The following is a 15,242-nucleotide window of genomic DNA, read 5'->3' on the forward strand; positions in this document are numbered from 1 at the left end:
AACATTTGGTGTTACCAATAGTAACATTGTTGGACTGAGTCCAATATTTTTCAAGTAAATCCCGGAGTAGAACGGGAAAGGACGAGGTTTTATGACTCCAGAACTAACATTCAAGTTAGCCAGCAATTTTGCGATTGTCGGCTGGTTATTGCTCGCCGGTCTTCCAAATGCGAGGATCACCAAACTATTGGTAAGAAACGGGGTTTGGCCCTTGGTACTTTCCGTATTGTACTTATTGATCTTAGCATTGAACACAAAGGGAGGTTTCGATTTCGGATCCTTGGAAGGTGTGACCAAACTATTTTCCGACCCTTGGGTCTTGCTCGCAGGTTGGGTGCATTATCTTGCCTTCGATTTATTCATAGGGATCTGGGAAACAAAAGAAGCGGAAACATTGGGAATATCCAGGTGGATCTTGATACCTTGTTTATTCTTCACACTAATGATCGGGCCGGTCGGCTACTTATTATTTCAAATCGTTCGTTGGAAAAAAGGAGGAAGTCATGCAAGCATCTAACGTATTAAATCCGGCTAATTTTCAGTCGGAAGGGTTTTTCTATACTTTAAGAAAGAACAGAGGCTTAAGTTTTTATACAGGGCTAGTATCTTTCCTTTTAATGCCGGTCTACATTCTTCTTTCCCAAATCGATCCAAGGATGGTTGTGGGGGCGAATACTTGGATCAAACCATTAAAATTTGCTGTTTCTATCGGGATCTTTCTATGGACCATGGCTTGGTTTTTGGAATTGTTGGGAGATTTTCCGAAATTCAGAGATAGAGTAGAAAAATATTTTGTGATCTCTACCATAGTGGAGTTGGTGCTCATCACTTTACAATCAGCAAGAGGAGTGCAATCACACTTCAACCAATCTTCTGCACTTGATGGAGCGATCTACAGTATCATGGGAATGTTTATCTTCCCTATGATACCTGTTTCGATCTGGATGGATAAGAAGTTCAGACTTCTTGGTTCCAAATTGGATCCTCGTATATTAACTGCCGTTCGATTCTCTCTTTGGATCTTTGCAATCGCTTCCGTGGTCGGAGTTTTTATGTCTGCGAGATTAGCTCATGCTGTCGGCGTCCCTGACGGAGGTCCAGGACTGCCTATCGTGAATTGGAGTACGAACGGAGGAGATATCCGTATCGCTCATTTTGTCGGGATACATGCCTTACAAATTCTTCCTCTGTTTGCGTTTTTAACGATCAAACAAAGTTGGAATGTTTTAAGTGTTAAAATTGTTTCAATAGGTTATGCGATCTTGGTTGGGGCAGTTTTTGCAAATGCAATGCTCGGTCGTCCATTGATCTAAGAGATTCCGGATCCGAACCTGTCATATTTTGATTTGGTTCGGATTACTTTACGACTTATCCTCTTTCCGTTCCGAAATAAAATTTTCCTTGTTTACGAATCAGATTTCTGCTGATCAACCCGTCTGCAATAATGAGTAATCCTTGCGCTGCCGCATGTTTTTTTTCTTCAGGGACATCGTTCTGTTTGGACATCAACTCGTGAACATAAGCTCTACGTTTTGCATCCATAACTCCTAGCATGGAGCCGCAAACTTTTTTATCTCCGACCAAGAATGCTAGTGCCAAGGTTTGAGGTGGAGTTTCGTTACACAAATAAAACAACGCCAGGTTATCAAAGAAGGACAATTCTTCGAAAGATTTTAAAGTTAATTCTTCCTTATCTTCTCCGCTCATATTGCCTCCTGTTCTTTGATCTTAGAATCCAAATATTCCACTAAGTATTTGGAATTCGGTTCTTCTCCGGTTGCCTGTCGGATCAGTTCCTTTGCCTCTAGACTTCTGCCCTTACTATGAACATGTTTTCTGAGCCAATTAAGGAGAGAAGAAGTTTCTCTGTTTTTTAATTCATCCTTAAACTTAGGATTCTGTTTCAAGAAGGCCGAATAGAGTTGGGCCGCATAAATATTTCCCAAGGAGTACGTTGGAAAATAACCGAAGGCTCCACCGCTCCAATGAACATCCTGTAAAAATCCTTTGGAATCATCCGTAACGTCAACGCCTAGCAAAGATCTCATTCCATCTTTCCAAGCGCCTGAAAGATCCTTCAATACGAGTTCTTTTTTGAAAATCGCTCTTTCAATTTGAAATCTCAGGATTACATGAAGATTGTAAGTGATTTGGTCGGCTTCTACTCGGATCAATGAAGGTTTGGATCTATTTACAAAAGAATAAAGTTTAGGAAAAGGAAGAGAAGATTCGGAAATACCTAAGTTTTTCAAAAACAAAGGATAGATCCCTTCCCAAAATTCCTTGGACCTTCCCACTTGATTTTCCCAAAGACGGCTTTGAGATTCGTGAACACCCAAAGAAACGGAATCCTTTAAAGGAGAAGGACCTCCTGCAATCAACGAGATTCCCGCCTCATACAAAGCATGACCTGTTTCATGCAAAACCGAATACACGGAAGAAAGCGGATCCGATTCTTCATAACGTGTGGTAATCCTTTTATCAAAAGAACCTAAAGAAGTAGAGAATGGGTGTGCGCTAGAATCCAATCGAAATCCCGATTCAGGCAAGCCCAAAAGAACCGGAAGACTCTTATTAAAAGGAATTTGAGAATCGATCGGAAAATTTCCCTGAAAAGGAAAGTCCGCGTCTTTTGCCTTTGCGATGAGAGGCACTAATGATTTTCTGAGATCCGCAAATAGGACTTCTAAGTCGGCAGCTTTTGCTTCCGGTTCGTATTCATCTAAAAGAGCGTCATACGCTTCCGTAGAATAACCGAAATAATCCGCCTTCTGAAAAACAAGATCCACGATCTTTTGTAAGATAGGAAGAAAGGAGGAAGCATCATTCTTCTTTCTGGCGTCGACCCAGATAGAATGTGCCTGGCTTGTTACCTTAGAAAATTCTTCCACCCAAGAAATCGGCAAACAAGAAGAACGATCCAGATCTTTGAATAATAAATTCAGCTCTCTTTCTCGGAGAGATTTTCCAGGAAGATCGGTGCGAGAATTTTCTTCCCTGGCTTTCTCCGCCAAACTGCGAAAAGATTCTCCGATAAAAGATTTATGGGCAAGTCCGGAAAGAAAACTAAGTTGATCGCCCCTTTCCGCTAAGCCGTCACTTGGGATACCGATTTCCATATCCCAATGCAATACACTGCCAATGTTTCTAAGATGATAAATATTACGGAATTCATCCCGGTAGGCCTTGAACGCCGGAAGGATATTTTCCCAATTTTGAAGCTCGGATTCCCACATACGTAAAAAACATTCTTTTCGATTGACATCTCGCCCACCAACCAAAAACTGACTTTTATCTATCGCGGGCATGGTGTAATGGCTAGCACCGTAGCCTTCCAAGCTTCTAGTGAGGGTTCGAGTCCCTCTGCCCGCAAAAATTTCCCCCTTAATTTAAACAGTAGAATAAACGAATCCCAGAAAATTTGAGGGACTCGAACGGTTTCATCCGTAAGCAAAAATAGCGACCCATAGGGAGCGTATATTTTTGCGCACGAGACACAAGGATGTGCCGAGTCGGATGAAACACGCCTCGGAGCCAAATTTCGCAGGATGCGAAATTACGAAGAGGTCGAGTCAACTTTCCTTAGTATTACACTGATCAAATTTGTAACAACGCTTGAGCGAAGCGAAAGTGCGCATCAGACAAACAAAAAAATTGCGTACTAAATAAACCAAAGATACAAATCCTTCCGCAATAGAATTTCTAAATCTTTTTTTATCGGAAAGTTTTTTCTGGACTTGTTTTTACTTCGGTTTTAGAACTGACCTCATTCTTTGGATTGGTGGAGAGTTATGGATCGAATTCCAAAATATATTTCTATTCTTTTGATTCTATCATTTGCGGGGATTTTATCCGCACAAAACGATACGTATACCGTAACCGCAAATTCTTGGCCTTCCGATTTTTCTTCTTTCGAATCGTTTAGAGATACAAATGCAAGTACTTCCCAAGGAGCGGTTATCGTTCTTTTGGCTGCACTTTCTATCTATTCCAAAAATGCGGAAGAAGGTAAGAAGGCGTTGATTATTTGTTTGGACGCGAACTCTTTGATCGCAGATACTTCTCCGAATGGTTATAAAGGTTTTAATATAAATCGGAACACGATCGATTTAGTAAAAAGACAGTTAGAGCAACATCCTTATTTGATCGGTTCTTATCTTCCCGGTTCTTCTTTCCAAAACGGTTATAAACCTTCCAATCCTCCTTATACTTTTTCTCTGACTTCCAATCGTTTCAGCGGAACGGAAGAGTCAGGGCAGAAAAAATTGTTTCTTCCTTCTTCCGGAGCCGATACTCCAAGGCCAGTGACAGTAAAAAGGAACGCGAAAGGTATATGGAAGGCTTCCGAGTTTTCCAGTTTGCTAGTCGGTATTAAAAAGCCTGCGACTTCTAATCCTGCGGACGATCTTTGATCGTCCTTAAGAAGCTTCTTTCTGCAGCATATCCGCAGCAAAAGCTTCTTCCAATTGACGGACTGCGTTTTTGGAATAGGCGATCAGTTCTTTTTCATTATGTCTGAGTTTGAATTGATCCTTAACCATTGCTTCATCGTAATCCCTGAATTTTTGGATGAAGTATTTTACTTCCGAAGGTAAAAATCCCAGATCTTTTAGAGTTTCTTCCGCAAGCTCTAAGGAAGAAGCGAAGGTATCTCTTCGTATCGTTTCAATCCCAAGTTCCATTAGATCGAAATAATGGGATCTATTTCTGGCTCTTGCGATAATCCTTAAATTCGGAAAATTCTCCTTAGCCATCTTTGCGATCTTTAAAGACAATTCCGCGTCTTGGATCGCAAGTACAAGTATCTCCGCATGAGCTGCCCCTGCTGCGGTCAATAGATCCAATCTACTTGCATCACCGTAATAGATCTTATGTCCGAATTTTCTAGCTGCATTAACCTGGTCAGCATTATGTTCTAAGGCAGTGAATCTTATCTTATGCAGATATAACATCCTGGAAATGATCTGTCCAACCCTTCCGAAACCTGCAATAATAACGCGGTTTTTTTCATAAATCGGATCAGCCGGTCTTTCTTCTTCCTCGTGTATGTAAGGATCTATTATCTTTTCCTTAATAATCCCGATAAATGGAGTAAGAATCATAGAGGCAGTAACGATCACGATAGAATAATCGGTAGTTTCTTTGGAAAGAACACTCAGCTGTGCCGCTACATTCAGGATTACGAATGCAAATTCTCCACCTTGGGAAATACTAACGGCAAGATTGGAAGAAGAATCGGAAGTAAGATTTGCGATCTTTCCTAATACAAAAAGAACTATTCCTTTGACGGACATTAATCCGAGTGCAAGACCGAAGATCAAGAATGGATGATTGATAAGGATTTCCAAATTCATGGACATTCCAACTGCGAGGAAGAATAGACCTAAAAGTAATCCTTTAAAAGGTTCTAAGTTTGCCTCTAGCTCGTGTCTGTATTCCGAATCTGCGAGTAGTACTCCGCCTAAAAAAGAACCGAGTGCCATGGATAAGCCTACTTTCTCCATGGCAAAAGAAACTCCCAGTACCAATACCAAAGAAAGTGCTACGAAAATTTCGTGATTACCCGTAGCAGCGATCATTCTAAAAAGAGGTCTCATCAAAAAACGTCCGCTTAAGATCACCACAATGATTGCCGTAATCGCCGTTCCTAATTTATAAAAATTGAATCCACCATGAGCGGCTTGCCCAGGCTCCAAAGCCGCTAAAGGAAGAATTGCCATAACGGGGATCACCGCCAAATCCTGAAAAAGAAGGATTGCAAAGGCGGATCTTCCGTACGAAGTGTTGAGTTGGTTTTTTTCCGCCAAAGACTGAAGAGCAAATGCAGTGGAGGAAAGTGACAAACTCACCCCTAATATAACGGAAGAAAGAAATCCTAATTGGAATAGATAACCGATCAATCCGCCTAACAAAAGTGAAGACACCGCTACTTGGAAAAATCCCATTCCGAAAACCGGTTTTCTCAGTACCCAAAGAGTTTGGGGTCGGAGTTCCAAACCTATTAAAAAAAGAAGAAGAACCACTCCGAATTCCGCAAAATGCATGATCTCAGTCCCGCCGGTCACAAGTCGGATCCCGTGAGGTCCGATCAAAATTCCTCCAACCACATAACCGATAATGGAACCGATCCCTAATTTTTTGAAAATCGGAACGCATAGAACTGCTGTGCTAAGTAAAATAATTGCCGTAACGAGTAAACTTTTCTCTTCCATCAATGCTCTTCCTTTCGATTCGGATCAATTTTCATTAGACATTTTGCGGATAGGGAATAAAACCACTTTTCCTAAGTATGATTCTTGTTCTTAAACTGGAAAATGCCATAATTATTTAGTATGGATGCGGGGAAAATCAGCTTTCTTAATAGGAACTTGCCGCAAATGTCTCCACTCTTGAAGCCCATTATTTGGTATCGATTGAAGACTTAAATTTTAGGATATACTGTAAGATTTGCGTTAAGAAATAACTTTCAGTCAAAAATGTGTGGATAATAATCAATTCTAAAAAAAACAAAAATTTATGATTCGCGAATTCAGGTTTTCCAAACTTATTTTTTTGCTCTGTGTTTATTCGTTTTCGGGGGCACTCTTTTCAGAAGAACCTAACACTCAAGAGACCTCAGGTAAACCCAGAGAGAAGATTATTCAAAGTAAAGAAGAGAATCTTAAAGCCGATACTCAAAAATTAACGGAAGCAAAGGATGAAGAGGAATGGGGTCTTAAAAAGGAAGAACTGACCCCTAAAAAGAAAGAAGATCGTGCTCCTCCGATCGAATTCGGTTTTTTTATAGATGGGTACTATAATGCAAGCTTAAACCGACCGTCATCAAAAGAACTATTATATACAACACAATCTACTCGAACGAACGAATACAATATCAACCTGGCTTATCTGGATGCTAAGGTAGAGACGGATAAATTTAGAGGACGATTCGCAGTTCAATTCGGTACTTCAGTTATAGCGAATTATTCGGGTGAAGGGACCACAGGAAAAACGTCTAACGAAACATCTATCCGGAACATGCAAGAAGCCTATGGAGGGGTTCGATTAGGAAAATCCACCTGGTTAGATGCAGGAATTTATTTCGGACATTTAGGATACGAGTCTTGGATCTCTCACGAAAATTTTATTTATACTCGAGCATTTTCTTCGGACTACGTACCATATTACGTTTCCGGAGCAAGATTGAGTGGAAAGATCAGCGATAAAGTTTCTTATCAACTTCATTTGAATAATGGATACCAAGTAGTAACGGATAATAATAAAGATATCTCGGGAGGTTTCCGATTGGAATGGAATCCTTTGAGCAACCTGATGTTCCGCTGGAATACTTTTATAGGGAATGAACAACCGACTCCTACTCCTAAAGAAACCAGATATTATAATAACTTTATAACAGAATGGAAACCGTTCCAACGACTGATATTGGCTTCTTCTTTTGATGTAGCTTATCAGGAAAGAGCGAGTAGAGAAGATTTAATCTATACTCCCGAAGGTCCGATCTACATTCGTCGAGATGGGGCTGCCTTTAGACAAACCTATGCAGGAAATTTTTGGGTAGCGTATCGATTCTTACCGGATTGGAGGATCGGTGTTCGTTTAGAAAGATACTTGGATCGAGAGCAGATGATCCTTGTAACCAATACTAAGGACGGTTTCCAAACAAGCGGTGCGACTGCCACTTTGGACTATCTTCCTGATCCTGCCATTTTGGTGAGATTTACATACCAATATAGAAGATCTATGGATTCTATCTATCCGCACGAGAATAATACTTCCAAACTAGACCGTATGTTCATTTTCTCCCTTTCTCTCAAGATCTGATTTTTTCGGAAGGTGTTAAATTTGGAACGAAGGAAATTTTAGAATTTTTCTAAAAAAGATTGAACAAAATTAAATTGTATGCAATCTATTTATTACGTAACCAGGAGGTGCCCACCGTGGCCCAAAATTTGTACGAGCTAACCGCTACCTTAAACAACGGAACTGAAAAGAAATTACAAGACTATAAAGGAAAGGTCTTATTGATCGTAAACACCGCAAGCCAATGCGGATTTACTCCTCAATACAAAGGATTACAGGAAATGTACGACAAGTACAAGGGAAAAGGTCTGGAAATATTAGGCTTCCCCTGCGACCAATTCGGTCATCAAGAACCAGGCAGTGATGCTGAGATCCAAAGTTTCTGCCAGGTGAATTTCGGGGTGAATTTCCCTCTTTTCAAAAAGATAGAAGTAAACGGCGACGGTACTCATCCAGTTTACCAATATCTTAAAAAACAAGCTCCCGGTCTTTTGGGGAAATCCATTAAATGGAATTTTACCAAGTTCTTGATAGATAAACAAGGGAATGTGATCAAAAGATTTGCTCCTATGACCCCTCCCGAAAAACTGGACAAACAGATCGAGGAACTTCTTTCCAAGTGAATTACGAATCCTTAAAGTTAGAGAAACAGATCTGTTTCCCGCTTTACGCTTCTTCCAGAGCGGTGACTGCTTTATACAGACCGCTCTTGGAAGAGTTTGATCTTACTTATCCTCAATATCTTGTTCTTCTGGTCCTTTGGGAAACCGATAAGATCCCTCTAAAAGAAATAGGGGAAAAATTATTTCTGGATTCAGGTACCCTAACTCCTCTTCTAAAAAAAATGGAATCATCCGGCCTTTTGACTAGAGATAGATCCGATCAAGACGAACGTTCTCTCGTGGTTAGTCTGACCACAAAAGGAAAAAAATTGCAAAAAAAAGCGGTTTGTATTCCGGAACGATTGTTGGAAGAATCAGGTCTTACTATGGAAAAAGTGCAAGGCCTGAAACGGGACCTCGACGACCTTCTAATTATCCTAGAACAAAAATTAAGAAATTCGGCGTGACAAATCCGTTTTATCAAAAACTATAGAGCGGCTTTTTTAAGTTGTGCACTTGCGCTAAGGAGTTAAGAATGAAACGCCAATTATCAGCAATATCGTTTGCTGCGGTACTTATTTTCGGAGCTTGTTCTTCCGAGCAAAAAAAATCGGAGGCTGCCTATGTTCCGAACTCGGATATTCGTGTTGTAGAAGCGAATATGATTAAGGAAGGAGATAAAAGGATTAAAGCCGAAGCAGTTTTGGGAACTCCTACTTTCGAAGAAAATACCCAAGATGGATCCGTTTTAGAATGGTACTTAGAATCCACCACCTACCAAAAAAATTCCTACAAAACTTTGTCAGAAAAACCTTCCAGAGTGGATGAAAGCACTAAGTATATCAAAGTGATCGTTGATAAAAAAGGTGTGATCAAAAAATACGAATACAAACTTTAATTCGAATTTAAGACCCGCATCTATAAAAAGGCCGTCTCTATAGCGGCTTTTTTTTTAGATATCGTCTTCCATCAGATCGATCCCGGCAAATCCTAATAGAAAATCCAGAAATTCCCCAAAATTAAATCCTAGTCTGATACCATATCGAATGGAGATATAAAGTTCTACTTCGAATAAAAACGCGGAAGGATAATCGTCTTTGTTTTTTGGATTTTGAGCCAGGAAAGTCTGAATTGCTTCATTTCTTTTTTGGGGGTCTAAACTTTCTAAGTATTTCCGAAAGAAGGCTTCCTTTTTCGCCTTTCTTCTTTCCGAAACCGGATTATTATAAAAACGTAAATATCGAATTTCGTAACTTTTGGAGTTTAGTCTTTCGTCGGAAAGTTCTGGAGTAGGATTCGGATCCTGTTCCGATTCGGGCGCTTCAGGAAGTAATAAAAAATTACTATCCTTTTGCGAATTCGATCCAGGGGTTGTTTTGTTTTCTTCTTTTTGCGGAGAAGATTCAGTAGAAGGCATTGAGTGGAATTTCTCCCCGCCTAAAAATCCGAAAATCAATTGTTGGGATCTATAAGGTCCGTACGTTCCGCCTCTAAGTCCGTATCCTGTCCCTAAATCCCTTTTTCCGGGTTCCGATTCTCCACCTTGAAAAACAAATCCGGTTGCAAGAGGTCCTAATCTGACTCCGACTCCATATCCCGGAGTTTCAATTCCTGCGGTAAAGACGTCCGCTAAATCTTTTTTTCTATGAGACCAGTAAGTTGAACAATCGATCACGATCAGCCCCGGAAGTAAAATACAGAAAAAATGTATGCTGAGTTTTTTTTTCATTTCGGGATAAAGTCTGACTTTAGTCACCAAGATCGGCTTTCCGCTAAGCTCTCCGTTTCATCAGGAAACGCAATCGTAAAAGTGGAGAAATTTTATTGGTTTTCTTCCACTAGTCTTATTGAAAAGTATCCCCGATATAAGCGCCTGTCCCAATGATCCAGGCTCTTGAAGCCCGAAATTAGTTATTTATCGATAACTAATATTTTTATACGTACTATAAAAAAAATTGGAATGAAGAGATGAATGAATCGGAAGAAACTCGAGTCCATCATAAAAACATCGCTGTCTTCGGAGGCGGGCCGATGGGAGTTCATCTTGCCGTATCCTTAGCAGAAAGAGCGGATCGACTTTTTCTTTGGTATTCCGATAAAAAGAAGGCGGATCGTCTTCAAAAAGATAGGTCTGCAGAATTGTTGGAAGAATTTGTTCCGCTTGCGAATAACATTATCGTAACGAACGATTTCGATTTTTTATCGCAAGGCTCTTGGGTCATAGTTATCGCCGTTCCTTCCAGGCAAATGGAAAATGTGATCGATAGGCTCTCTTCTTATCTTTCCGAACAGGAAGAACATACTATCATTTCTTTTACCAAAGGTTTGGTTTCCACTTCGACCCGTAAAAAAACAAACGCTATTACTTTCTCAGACTATGTGATTAAAGTTAGGGAGATGAAAGAAAGTCTGAACATGGAATACGTTGCCGTGGCAGGACCTAACCTTCTCTCGGAAATGGCAAAGGGGAAACACAGCTTTTTTTCCATTGCTTCCACTGGAGAAAGAGCTTCCGAGGTCATGGAAGATCTTTTTTTCGGACCTAGAAATCATATTAAAACTTTTGAAGATATTCGAACTCTTGAATTATTCGGAGTGATGAAAAATCCGATCGCAATCGCCTGCGGTCTTGTGAACGGGATCCCGGAATGTGGATCCAATTTTGAAGGAGAGCTGATCAGCTTAGGCTTCTCAGAAATTCTAACTTTATTAAATATATTGGAACTTCCTGTAAAACCAGCGATGGAATTCGGGCTCGCGGATTTAATTACGACTGCAACTTCCAGATCTAGTAGAAATAGAGCTTATGGACAAAGATTTATCCGCAAGCTTATCTCAGGAGAAGACTCTCCGAATCTACTGGAACGGATCGAACTTTTCCTAAACCCGAAAGAATTTATCCAAAAAGAAGTGAGTCAGAGTGAAACACATGTAGAAGGAGCTTATGCTCTTTCCACTATTCTGGATTTAGCGGAAGAGAAAAAGGTAGAACTTCCGCTTTTTACTACACTCTTCGAAGTTCTCACTAGAAAAGTTTCTCCAACGGAAATGGTTCGATTTGTCTCCAAATCCACTAGTGATGATATACGAAATATTTCCAGAACCGCTCGTAAAAGATTCGGATTATCTTTAGCATCCGGGAAGGAATTCCAACAAGCGTTACGAAGAAGAGTACTTCGTCATGTTCATTCCCAACCTGGATTGACGGATCGGATCTTAAAACAATCCGGATTGCAGATCAAGTCGTTGGAAAAAAGATATTCTGAAGCAGTGGAAACCGGAGCCGGAACGGATTTGATGCTTCTTCCCAAAGAAATCGATCTATGGAAAGAAGCTGAGCTTGCGTATGAAAACGGAAAAAGTAGGAATCTCGATCGACTGGTTGAGTTTTATGTTTCAGAAATCGCGGACGAATACAGTCCGCTTTTTCGGGAATCTCTCATCCATTTAGTTGCCCCTGCACGTTTTGCGATCGGGGGTTTTAAACCGGGTGGAGGGCTTCCTAAGATCGGCGGTAATATAAAAGAGATCAAAGCGCTCGCTTCTAGATACGATATCCTATATACTCCGACTCATAGATCGCATTTGGATTCTATCGAAGTTGCTTTCGGTCTAAGATGGCTGGGGCTTCCGGTTCCGAGATATGCTGCGGATAAAAAAGTAATGGGGACTCCCGGACTTGCCCGGATTTTAAAAGCCTTAGGAGCCTACATGGTGGACCGAAAAAGAAATCGGAATCTTCTCTACTTGGAATGTTTGACCCAATATTCTACCATGATGTTGGAAGCTGGGATTCCTACATTGGTGTATCCGGAAGGGACTAGGTCGAGAACGGGCGGTATCATTCCGATCAAAACAGGAATTCTTTCCACATCTGTGGACGCATTTAAACATACAGGAAGCGAAGTGATCGTAGTTCCTATCGTTCTTTCCTATGAGAATGTTCCGGAAGATGTCGAGTTTGCCGGAAAAGACACACATCTTTCCTTTAAGGATTTTTTATTCAAAAGAACGGAAGTGTATATGGATCTTTGCGAACCGATTCCTGTTTCAAGATATATACAAGAAGATGATCCTACTCTTTCTATTTCCATGGAGATCTCGAGGGCATGGCAGGCGCATCATAAAATTCTTCCCAACCATATAGTCGCAAAATTTTTAATGGAAGCCGGAGGAGAGATTAGTTATTCAGATCTCAGCAAGATGATCGAAGAAATGATCCTGACTAGAAAAGGAAATTATCTGACCAAAGATGTACCGGAAATTTTAGATCGTGGGATCAAAGTTCTAATTTCCAGAAAGTTTATCAAAAAAGAAAACGGTCAGATTCAAGCCTTAGAGCCCGAACTTTTGCAATATTACGGAAACATGGTACCCGACCCGACTTGATCGGGCCGGACGTATATTAATCCACTTTGATCTTTGATGCGATCAGTACTGCTCTTTTTCGAAGCATGGAAATGGATTCTTCCTTTTCCGAATAAGTAAGTGCCACTCCCATTCTTCTGTATTTTTTAGTGATCGGTTTTCCGAAAATTCTCAGATCGGATTCAGGCATCTCGCATGCTTTGTCTAGTCCTTGGATATTCGGGACTTGGCCTTCCGATTGAGCAAGGATAACTGCGCTTGCTCCTCTTCTTACTAAAAGAATTTCAGGGATCGGAAGACCTAAAACGGTTCTCGCATGTAATTCGAATTCGTTAAAACTTTGTGTACCTGCCAAGGTTACCATTCCGGTATCATGGGGTCTGGGAGAAAGTTCGGAAAAATAAACATCGTCTTTCGTTAGGAAAAATTCAACTCCCCAGATACCTGCACCACCTAATTCTTTGGTGACTTTATCCGCCATTTCTTGAGCGGACTTAAGTTGAGAATCGCTAATCTCTGCTGGTTGCCAACTTTCTTGGTAGTCTCCTCGTTCTTGTCGATGACCAATCGGAGGACAGAATAAAGTTCTTCCTGACTTTTGTGTAACCGTCAATAATGTGATTTCGGATTCGAAAGAAATAAATTCTTCGACTATAATCTCGGAAGCGCCGGTCCTACCTTTCGTTTGGGAGGCGATCCAAGCCGTCTCGATATCGGATTCCGTTTTAATAACGGATTGCCCTTTTCCGGAAGAAGACATCAAAGGTTTTACAACACAAGGAATACCTATCGTTGAGATTGCTTCTTTCAATCCTTCCAACGTGGAAGCATATTTATATTTTGCGGTTTTTAAACCTAAGGTCTGGGAAGCAAGGTCTCTGATCGCCTTGCGGTTCATCGTAAAGTTAGCCGCTTTTGCGCTTGGAACTACTTGATACCCTTGTTTTTCGTATTCGTAAAATCTATCGGTTCGGATCGCTTCTATTTCCGGAACGATCAGGTCCGGTTTATGTTTTGCTACGACTCGATCCAATGCGTCTCCATCCAACATATCAATGACTTCTTGTTCATGAGCGACTTGCATTGCAGGAGCGCCGTCATAACTATCGACTGCGACCACATATTGGCCTATTCTTTGAGCTGCGATTACGAATTCTTTTCCCAGCTCACCGGAGCCGAGCAGAAGTATTTTTTTTCTCATAGGTTCTCTTGGGAGAATTTCCGGACTGGAAGAAGAATGGAAAGGAAAAAATGAGAACTCGGCCGATTTGTATAAATACAAACCGGCCTACAGAAGATTAAAGTTTAGTTTACTTTTTCTTTTTGGTAACTACGTCGAAGTTTTTATATTGAATATATTCCACTTCGGAAACATCCAAGCGGAAGATCCCTTTGGTAGAATGTACCAGCATCGTATTTCCGACCTGAGCTACGACAGCTCCGTGTAAAACGGTTTTGTCCAGCTTATGTACGGATTCCAGTACGCTGTAATATGTTTTGATCTCTTCTTCGGAGTTCAGTCTTTGAGAACCTGCTTCGGATTCTAATTTATCAAAAGCGATATTCAGTTTTTCGGTTTGGTCCTTCTCTATTTCCTTTGCTAGCGATTTATTGTCCAAACTTCCGGAAATAAGTTCCTCGTCTACTTTTACTAAAGTTTCCAGGTCCGCACGTTCTCTCGGGTCTTTTTCGAATTTTTCTTTTTGAACAGTGCGCACTAGATCGGTTCTGAAATTTTCAATACTTTGGGCAATGGCTGCATCATCGAGTCGATTCAAAATTGTTTGAGCCAGCTGGTCGAATTCAGGTTTAACTTCCGCTTCTTCTTGTTCCGAGATCACGATCTCGTTTTGTTCCAATAGTTTTTGGAGTTTTTGAAAGTTCGGATTTTCTGCAATTTTGTCCGCAGGGATTACCTGGCTGACAGGAGCCTTTAGAGTCATGGCCACCATACCTTCATACACTTTGATCTTTGGTAGCGTGCCCTGTACTACTTCGAAAGAGAATGCGGTTCCTCGAACACCGGCGATCGCGGTCGGTGTGGAAATTTTGAACTGCTCTTTCTGACTTAACTTATTCGTTTTTACAAGTAGAAGTCCCGTTTTAACTGCGAGGGAAGTTTCTTCCGAACCGTCTCCATGCAAAGAATCGATGCTCAAATTTGTATATGATTTTAAACGGATTACATGCCCGAGACTGGTTTGCAGATCCAAGGTCCCACTGTTCGTTTTAATAATATCGTCCTTTTGTAGGACACTCCCTAAAGATATAGGGATTAATTTTCCGTTTCTCTGCACCTCTACCTTGCCGGTTAGAAATATGATCACTAGTCCGGTTTTGGATTTAGTAACTTTGGAGCAGGAGTTTGAGGACCCAATGAATGTTACAATTAGTAACAAAAGGAAGAGTTTTCGATTCATTTGTTTATTCCGCCTGGAAATAAAAAATAGACGGTTCGAATAAATTTTTGAC

The 15,242-nt window shown here is 40.8% G+C and carries 14 protein-coding genes and 1 tRNA gene; 9 read left to right on the forward strand and 6 right to left on the reverse strand.

Annotated elements, in window-relative coordinates:
* Nucleotides 1–91 precede the first annotated feature (91 nt).
* Both AB3N61_RS00680 and AB3N61_RS00685 read left to right on the forward strand, forming a co-directional pair.
* The gene (locus tag AB3N61_RS00680) at nt 92–517 is read left to right on the forward strand and encodes an ABA4-like family protein (RefSeq protein WP_367898236.1); all 426 of its coding nucleotides are present in this window, start codon (nt 92–94) and stop codon (nt 515–517) included.
* The gene (locus AB3N61_RS00685; protein ID WP_367898237.1) at nt 504–1,313 is read left to right on the forward strand and encodes a hypothetical protein; all 810 of its coding nucleotides are present in this window, start codon (nt 504–506) and stop codon (nt 1,311–1,313) included. The genes AB3N61_RS00680 and AB3N61_RS00685 overlap by 14 nt, the downstream gene beginning before the upstream one ends.
* 55 nt (nt 1,314–1,368) lie before the next feature.
* Here the strand turns inward: AB3N61_RS00685 and AB3N61_RS00690 are convergent, their stop codons facing one another.
* Both AB3N61_RS00690 and AB3N61_RS00695 read right to left on the reverse strand, forming a co-directional pair.
* The gene (locus AB3N61_RS00690; protein WP_020769806.1) at nt 1,369–1,707 is read right to left on the reverse strand and encodes a hypothetical protein; all 339 of its coding nucleotides are present in this window, start codon (nt 1,705–1,707) and stop codon (nt 1,369–1,371) included.
* On the reverse strand, nt 1,704–3,236 hold the full coding sequence (locus AB3N61_RS00695) for a carboxypeptidase M32 (protein ID WP_367899117.1): 1,533 nt from the start codon (nt 3,234–3,236) through the stop codon (nt 1,704–1,706). Before AB3N61_RS00695 ends, AB3N61_RS00690 begins: the two co-directional genes overlap by 4 nt.
* A gap of 64 nt (nt 3,237–3,300) precedes the next feature.
* On the opposite strand from AB3N61_RS00695, the gene AB3N61_RS00700 reads away from it, so the two are divergent.
* Nucleotides 3,301–3,372, forward strand: a tRNA-Gly gene (locus tag AB3N61_RS00700).
* A 419-nt stretch (nt 3,373–3,791) separates the two neighbouring features.
* On the forward strand, nt 3,792–4,412 hold the full coding sequence (locus AB3N61_RS00705) for a DUF6935 domain-containing protein (RefSeq protein WP_367898238.1): 621 nt from the start codon (nt 3,792–3,794) through the stop codon (nt 4,410–4,412).
* A 6-nt stretch (nt 4,413–4,418) separates the two neighbouring features.
* Here the strand turns inward: AB3N61_RS00705 and AB3N61_RS00710 are convergent, their stop codons facing one another.
* Nucleotides 4,419–6,212, reverse strand: a complete 1,794-nt coding sequence (locus tag AB3N61_RS00710; protein WP_367898239.1) for a monovalent cation:proton antiporter-2 (CPA2) family protein — start codon at nt 6,210–6,212, stop codon at nt 4,419–4,421.
* 304 nt (nt 6,213–6,516) lie between these two features.
* Here AB3N61_RS00710 and AB3N61_RS00715 point away from each other — a divergent pair, with 304 nt between their 5' ends.
* The 4 genes from AB3N61_RS00715 to AB3N61_RS00730 all read left to right on the forward strand — a co-directional run bounded on the left by AB3N61_RS00715 (nt 6,517) and on the right by AB3N61_RS00730 (nt 9,300).
* Nucleotides 6,517–7,821, forward strand: a complete 1,305-nt coding sequence (locus tag AB3N61_RS00715) for a porin (RefSeq protein WP_020769739.1) — start codon at nt 6,517–6,519, stop codon at nt 7,819–7,821.
* Between the two features lie 116 nt (nt 7,822–7,937).
* Complete coding sequence (locus AB3N61_RS00720) at nt 7,938–8,423, forward strand: glutathione peroxidase (RefSeq protein WP_020769676.1); 486 nt, start codon at nt 7,938–7,940, stop codon at nt 8,421–8,423.
* Nucleotides 8,420–8,869, forward strand: a complete 450-nt coding sequence (locus tag AB3N61_RS00725; protein WP_020769440.1) for a MarR family winged helix-turn-helix transcriptional regulator — start codon at nt 8,420–8,422, stop codon at nt 8,867–8,869. The genes AB3N61_RS00720 and AB3N61_RS00725 overlap by 4 nt, the downstream gene beginning before the upstream one ends.
* A gap of 68 nt (nt 8,870–8,937) precedes the next feature.
* The gene (locus tag AB3N61_RS00730) at nt 8,938–9,300 is read left to right on the forward strand and encodes an LIC13410 family lipoprotein (protein WP_020769735.1); all 363 of its coding nucleotides are present in this window, start codon (nt 8,938–8,940) and stop codon (nt 9,298–9,300) included.
* A 54-nt stretch (nt 9,301–9,354) separates the two neighbouring features.
* Here the strand turns inward: AB3N61_RS00730 and AB3N61_RS00735 are convergent, their stop codons facing one another.
* Nucleotides 9,355–10,131 carry an LIC13411 family adhesin gene (locus AB3N61_RS00735; RefSeq protein ID WP_412758418.1) on the reverse strand — a complete coding sequence of 259 codons (777 nt, stop codon included), beginning with the start codon at nt 10,129–10,131 and terminating at the stop codon, nt 9,355–9,357.
* A 239-nt stretch (nt 10,132–10,370) separates the two neighbouring features.
* On the opposite strand from AB3N61_RS00735, the gene AB3N61_RS00740 reads away from it, so the two are divergent.
* A complete protein-coding gene (locus tag AB3N61_RS00740) occupies nt 10,371–12,791 on the forward strand; it encodes a 1-acyl-sn-glycerol-3-phosphate acyltransferase (RefSeq protein WP_367898241.1) in 2,421 nt (806 codons plus the stop codon).
* A gap of 16 nt (nt 12,792–12,807) precedes the next feature.
* On the opposite strand, the gene purT is transcribed toward AB3N61_RS00740, so the two are convergent.
* Nucleotides 12,808–13,971: a formate-dependent phosphoribosylglycinamide formyltransferase gene (purT, locus tag AB3N61_RS00745; RefSeq protein ID WP_036089605.1), complete on the reverse strand. Its 1,164-nt coding sequence runs from the start codon at nt 13,969–13,971 to the stop codon at nt 12,808–12,810.
* Nucleotides 13,972–14,080: 109 nt separating this feature from the next.
* Complete coding sequence (locus AB3N61_RS00750) at nt 14,081–15,190, reverse strand: FecR domain-containing protein (protein ID WP_020769759.1); 1,110 nt, start codon at nt 15,188–15,190, stop codon at nt 14,081–14,083.
* Between the last annotated feature and the right edge of the window lie 52 nt (nt 15,191–15,242).

This window comes from Leptospira sp. WS58.C1, from assembly GCF_040833995.1.
In the GTDB taxonomy this organism is placed as follows: Bacteria; Spirochaetota; Leptospiria; order Leptospirales; family Leptospiraceae; genus Leptospira_B; species Leptospira_B cinconiae.

What these genes read in the sequence shown, in the direction of transcription:
- AB3N61_RS00695 (WP_367899117.1), bottom strand. Translation starts at nt 3,236, where the DNA reads ATGTGGGAATCCGAGCTTCAAAATTGGGAAAATATCCTTCCGGCGTTC.
- purT (WP_036089605.1), bottom strand. Translation starts at nt 13,971, where the DNA reads ATGAGAAAAAAAATACTTCTGCTCGGCTCCGGTGAGCTGGGAAAAGAA.
- AB3N61_RS00705 (WP_367898238.1), top strand. Translation starts at nt 3,792, where the DNA reads ATGGATCGAATTCCAAAATATATTTCTATTCTTTTGATTCTATCATTT.
- AB3N61_RS00680 (WP_367898236.1), top strand. Translation starts at nt 92, where the DNA reads ATGACTCCAGAACTAACATTCAAGTTAGCCAGCAATTTTGCGATTGTC.
- AB3N61_RS00740 (WP_367898241.1), top strand. Translation starts at nt 10,371, where the DNA reads ATGAATGAATCGGAAGAAACTCGAGTCCATCATAAAAACATCGCTGTC.
- AB3N61_RS00685 (WP_367898237.1), top strand. Translation starts at nt 504, where the DNA reads ATGCAAGCATCTAACGTATTAAATCCGGCTAATTTTCAGTCGGAAGGG.
- AB3N61_RS00735 (WP_412758418.1), bottom strand. Translation starts at nt 10,131, where the DNA reads ATGAAAAAAAAACTCAGCATACATTTTTTCTGTATTTTACTTCCGGGG.
- AB3N61_RS00750 (WP_020769759.1), bottom strand. Translation starts at nt 15,190, where the DNA reads ATGAATCGAAAACTCTTCCTTTTGTTACTAATTGTAACATTCATTGGG.
- AB3N61_RS00710 (WP_367898239.1), bottom strand. Translation starts at nt 6,212, where the DNA reads ATGGAAGAGAAAAGTTTACTCGTTACGGCAATTATTTTACTTAGCACA.
- AB3N61_RS00715 (WP_020769739.1), top strand. Translation starts at nt 6,517, where the DNA reads ATGATTCGCGAATTCAGGTTTTCCAAACTTATTTTTTTGCTCTGTGTT.
- AB3N61_RS00690 (WP_020769806.1), bottom strand. Translation starts at nt 1,707, where the DNA reads ATGAGCGGAGAAGATAAGGAAGAATTAACTTTAAAATCTTTCGAAGAA.
- AB3N61_RS00730 (WP_020769735.1), top strand. Translation starts at nt 8,938, where the DNA reads ATGAAACGCCAATTATCAGCAATATCGTTTGCTGCGGTACTTATTTTC.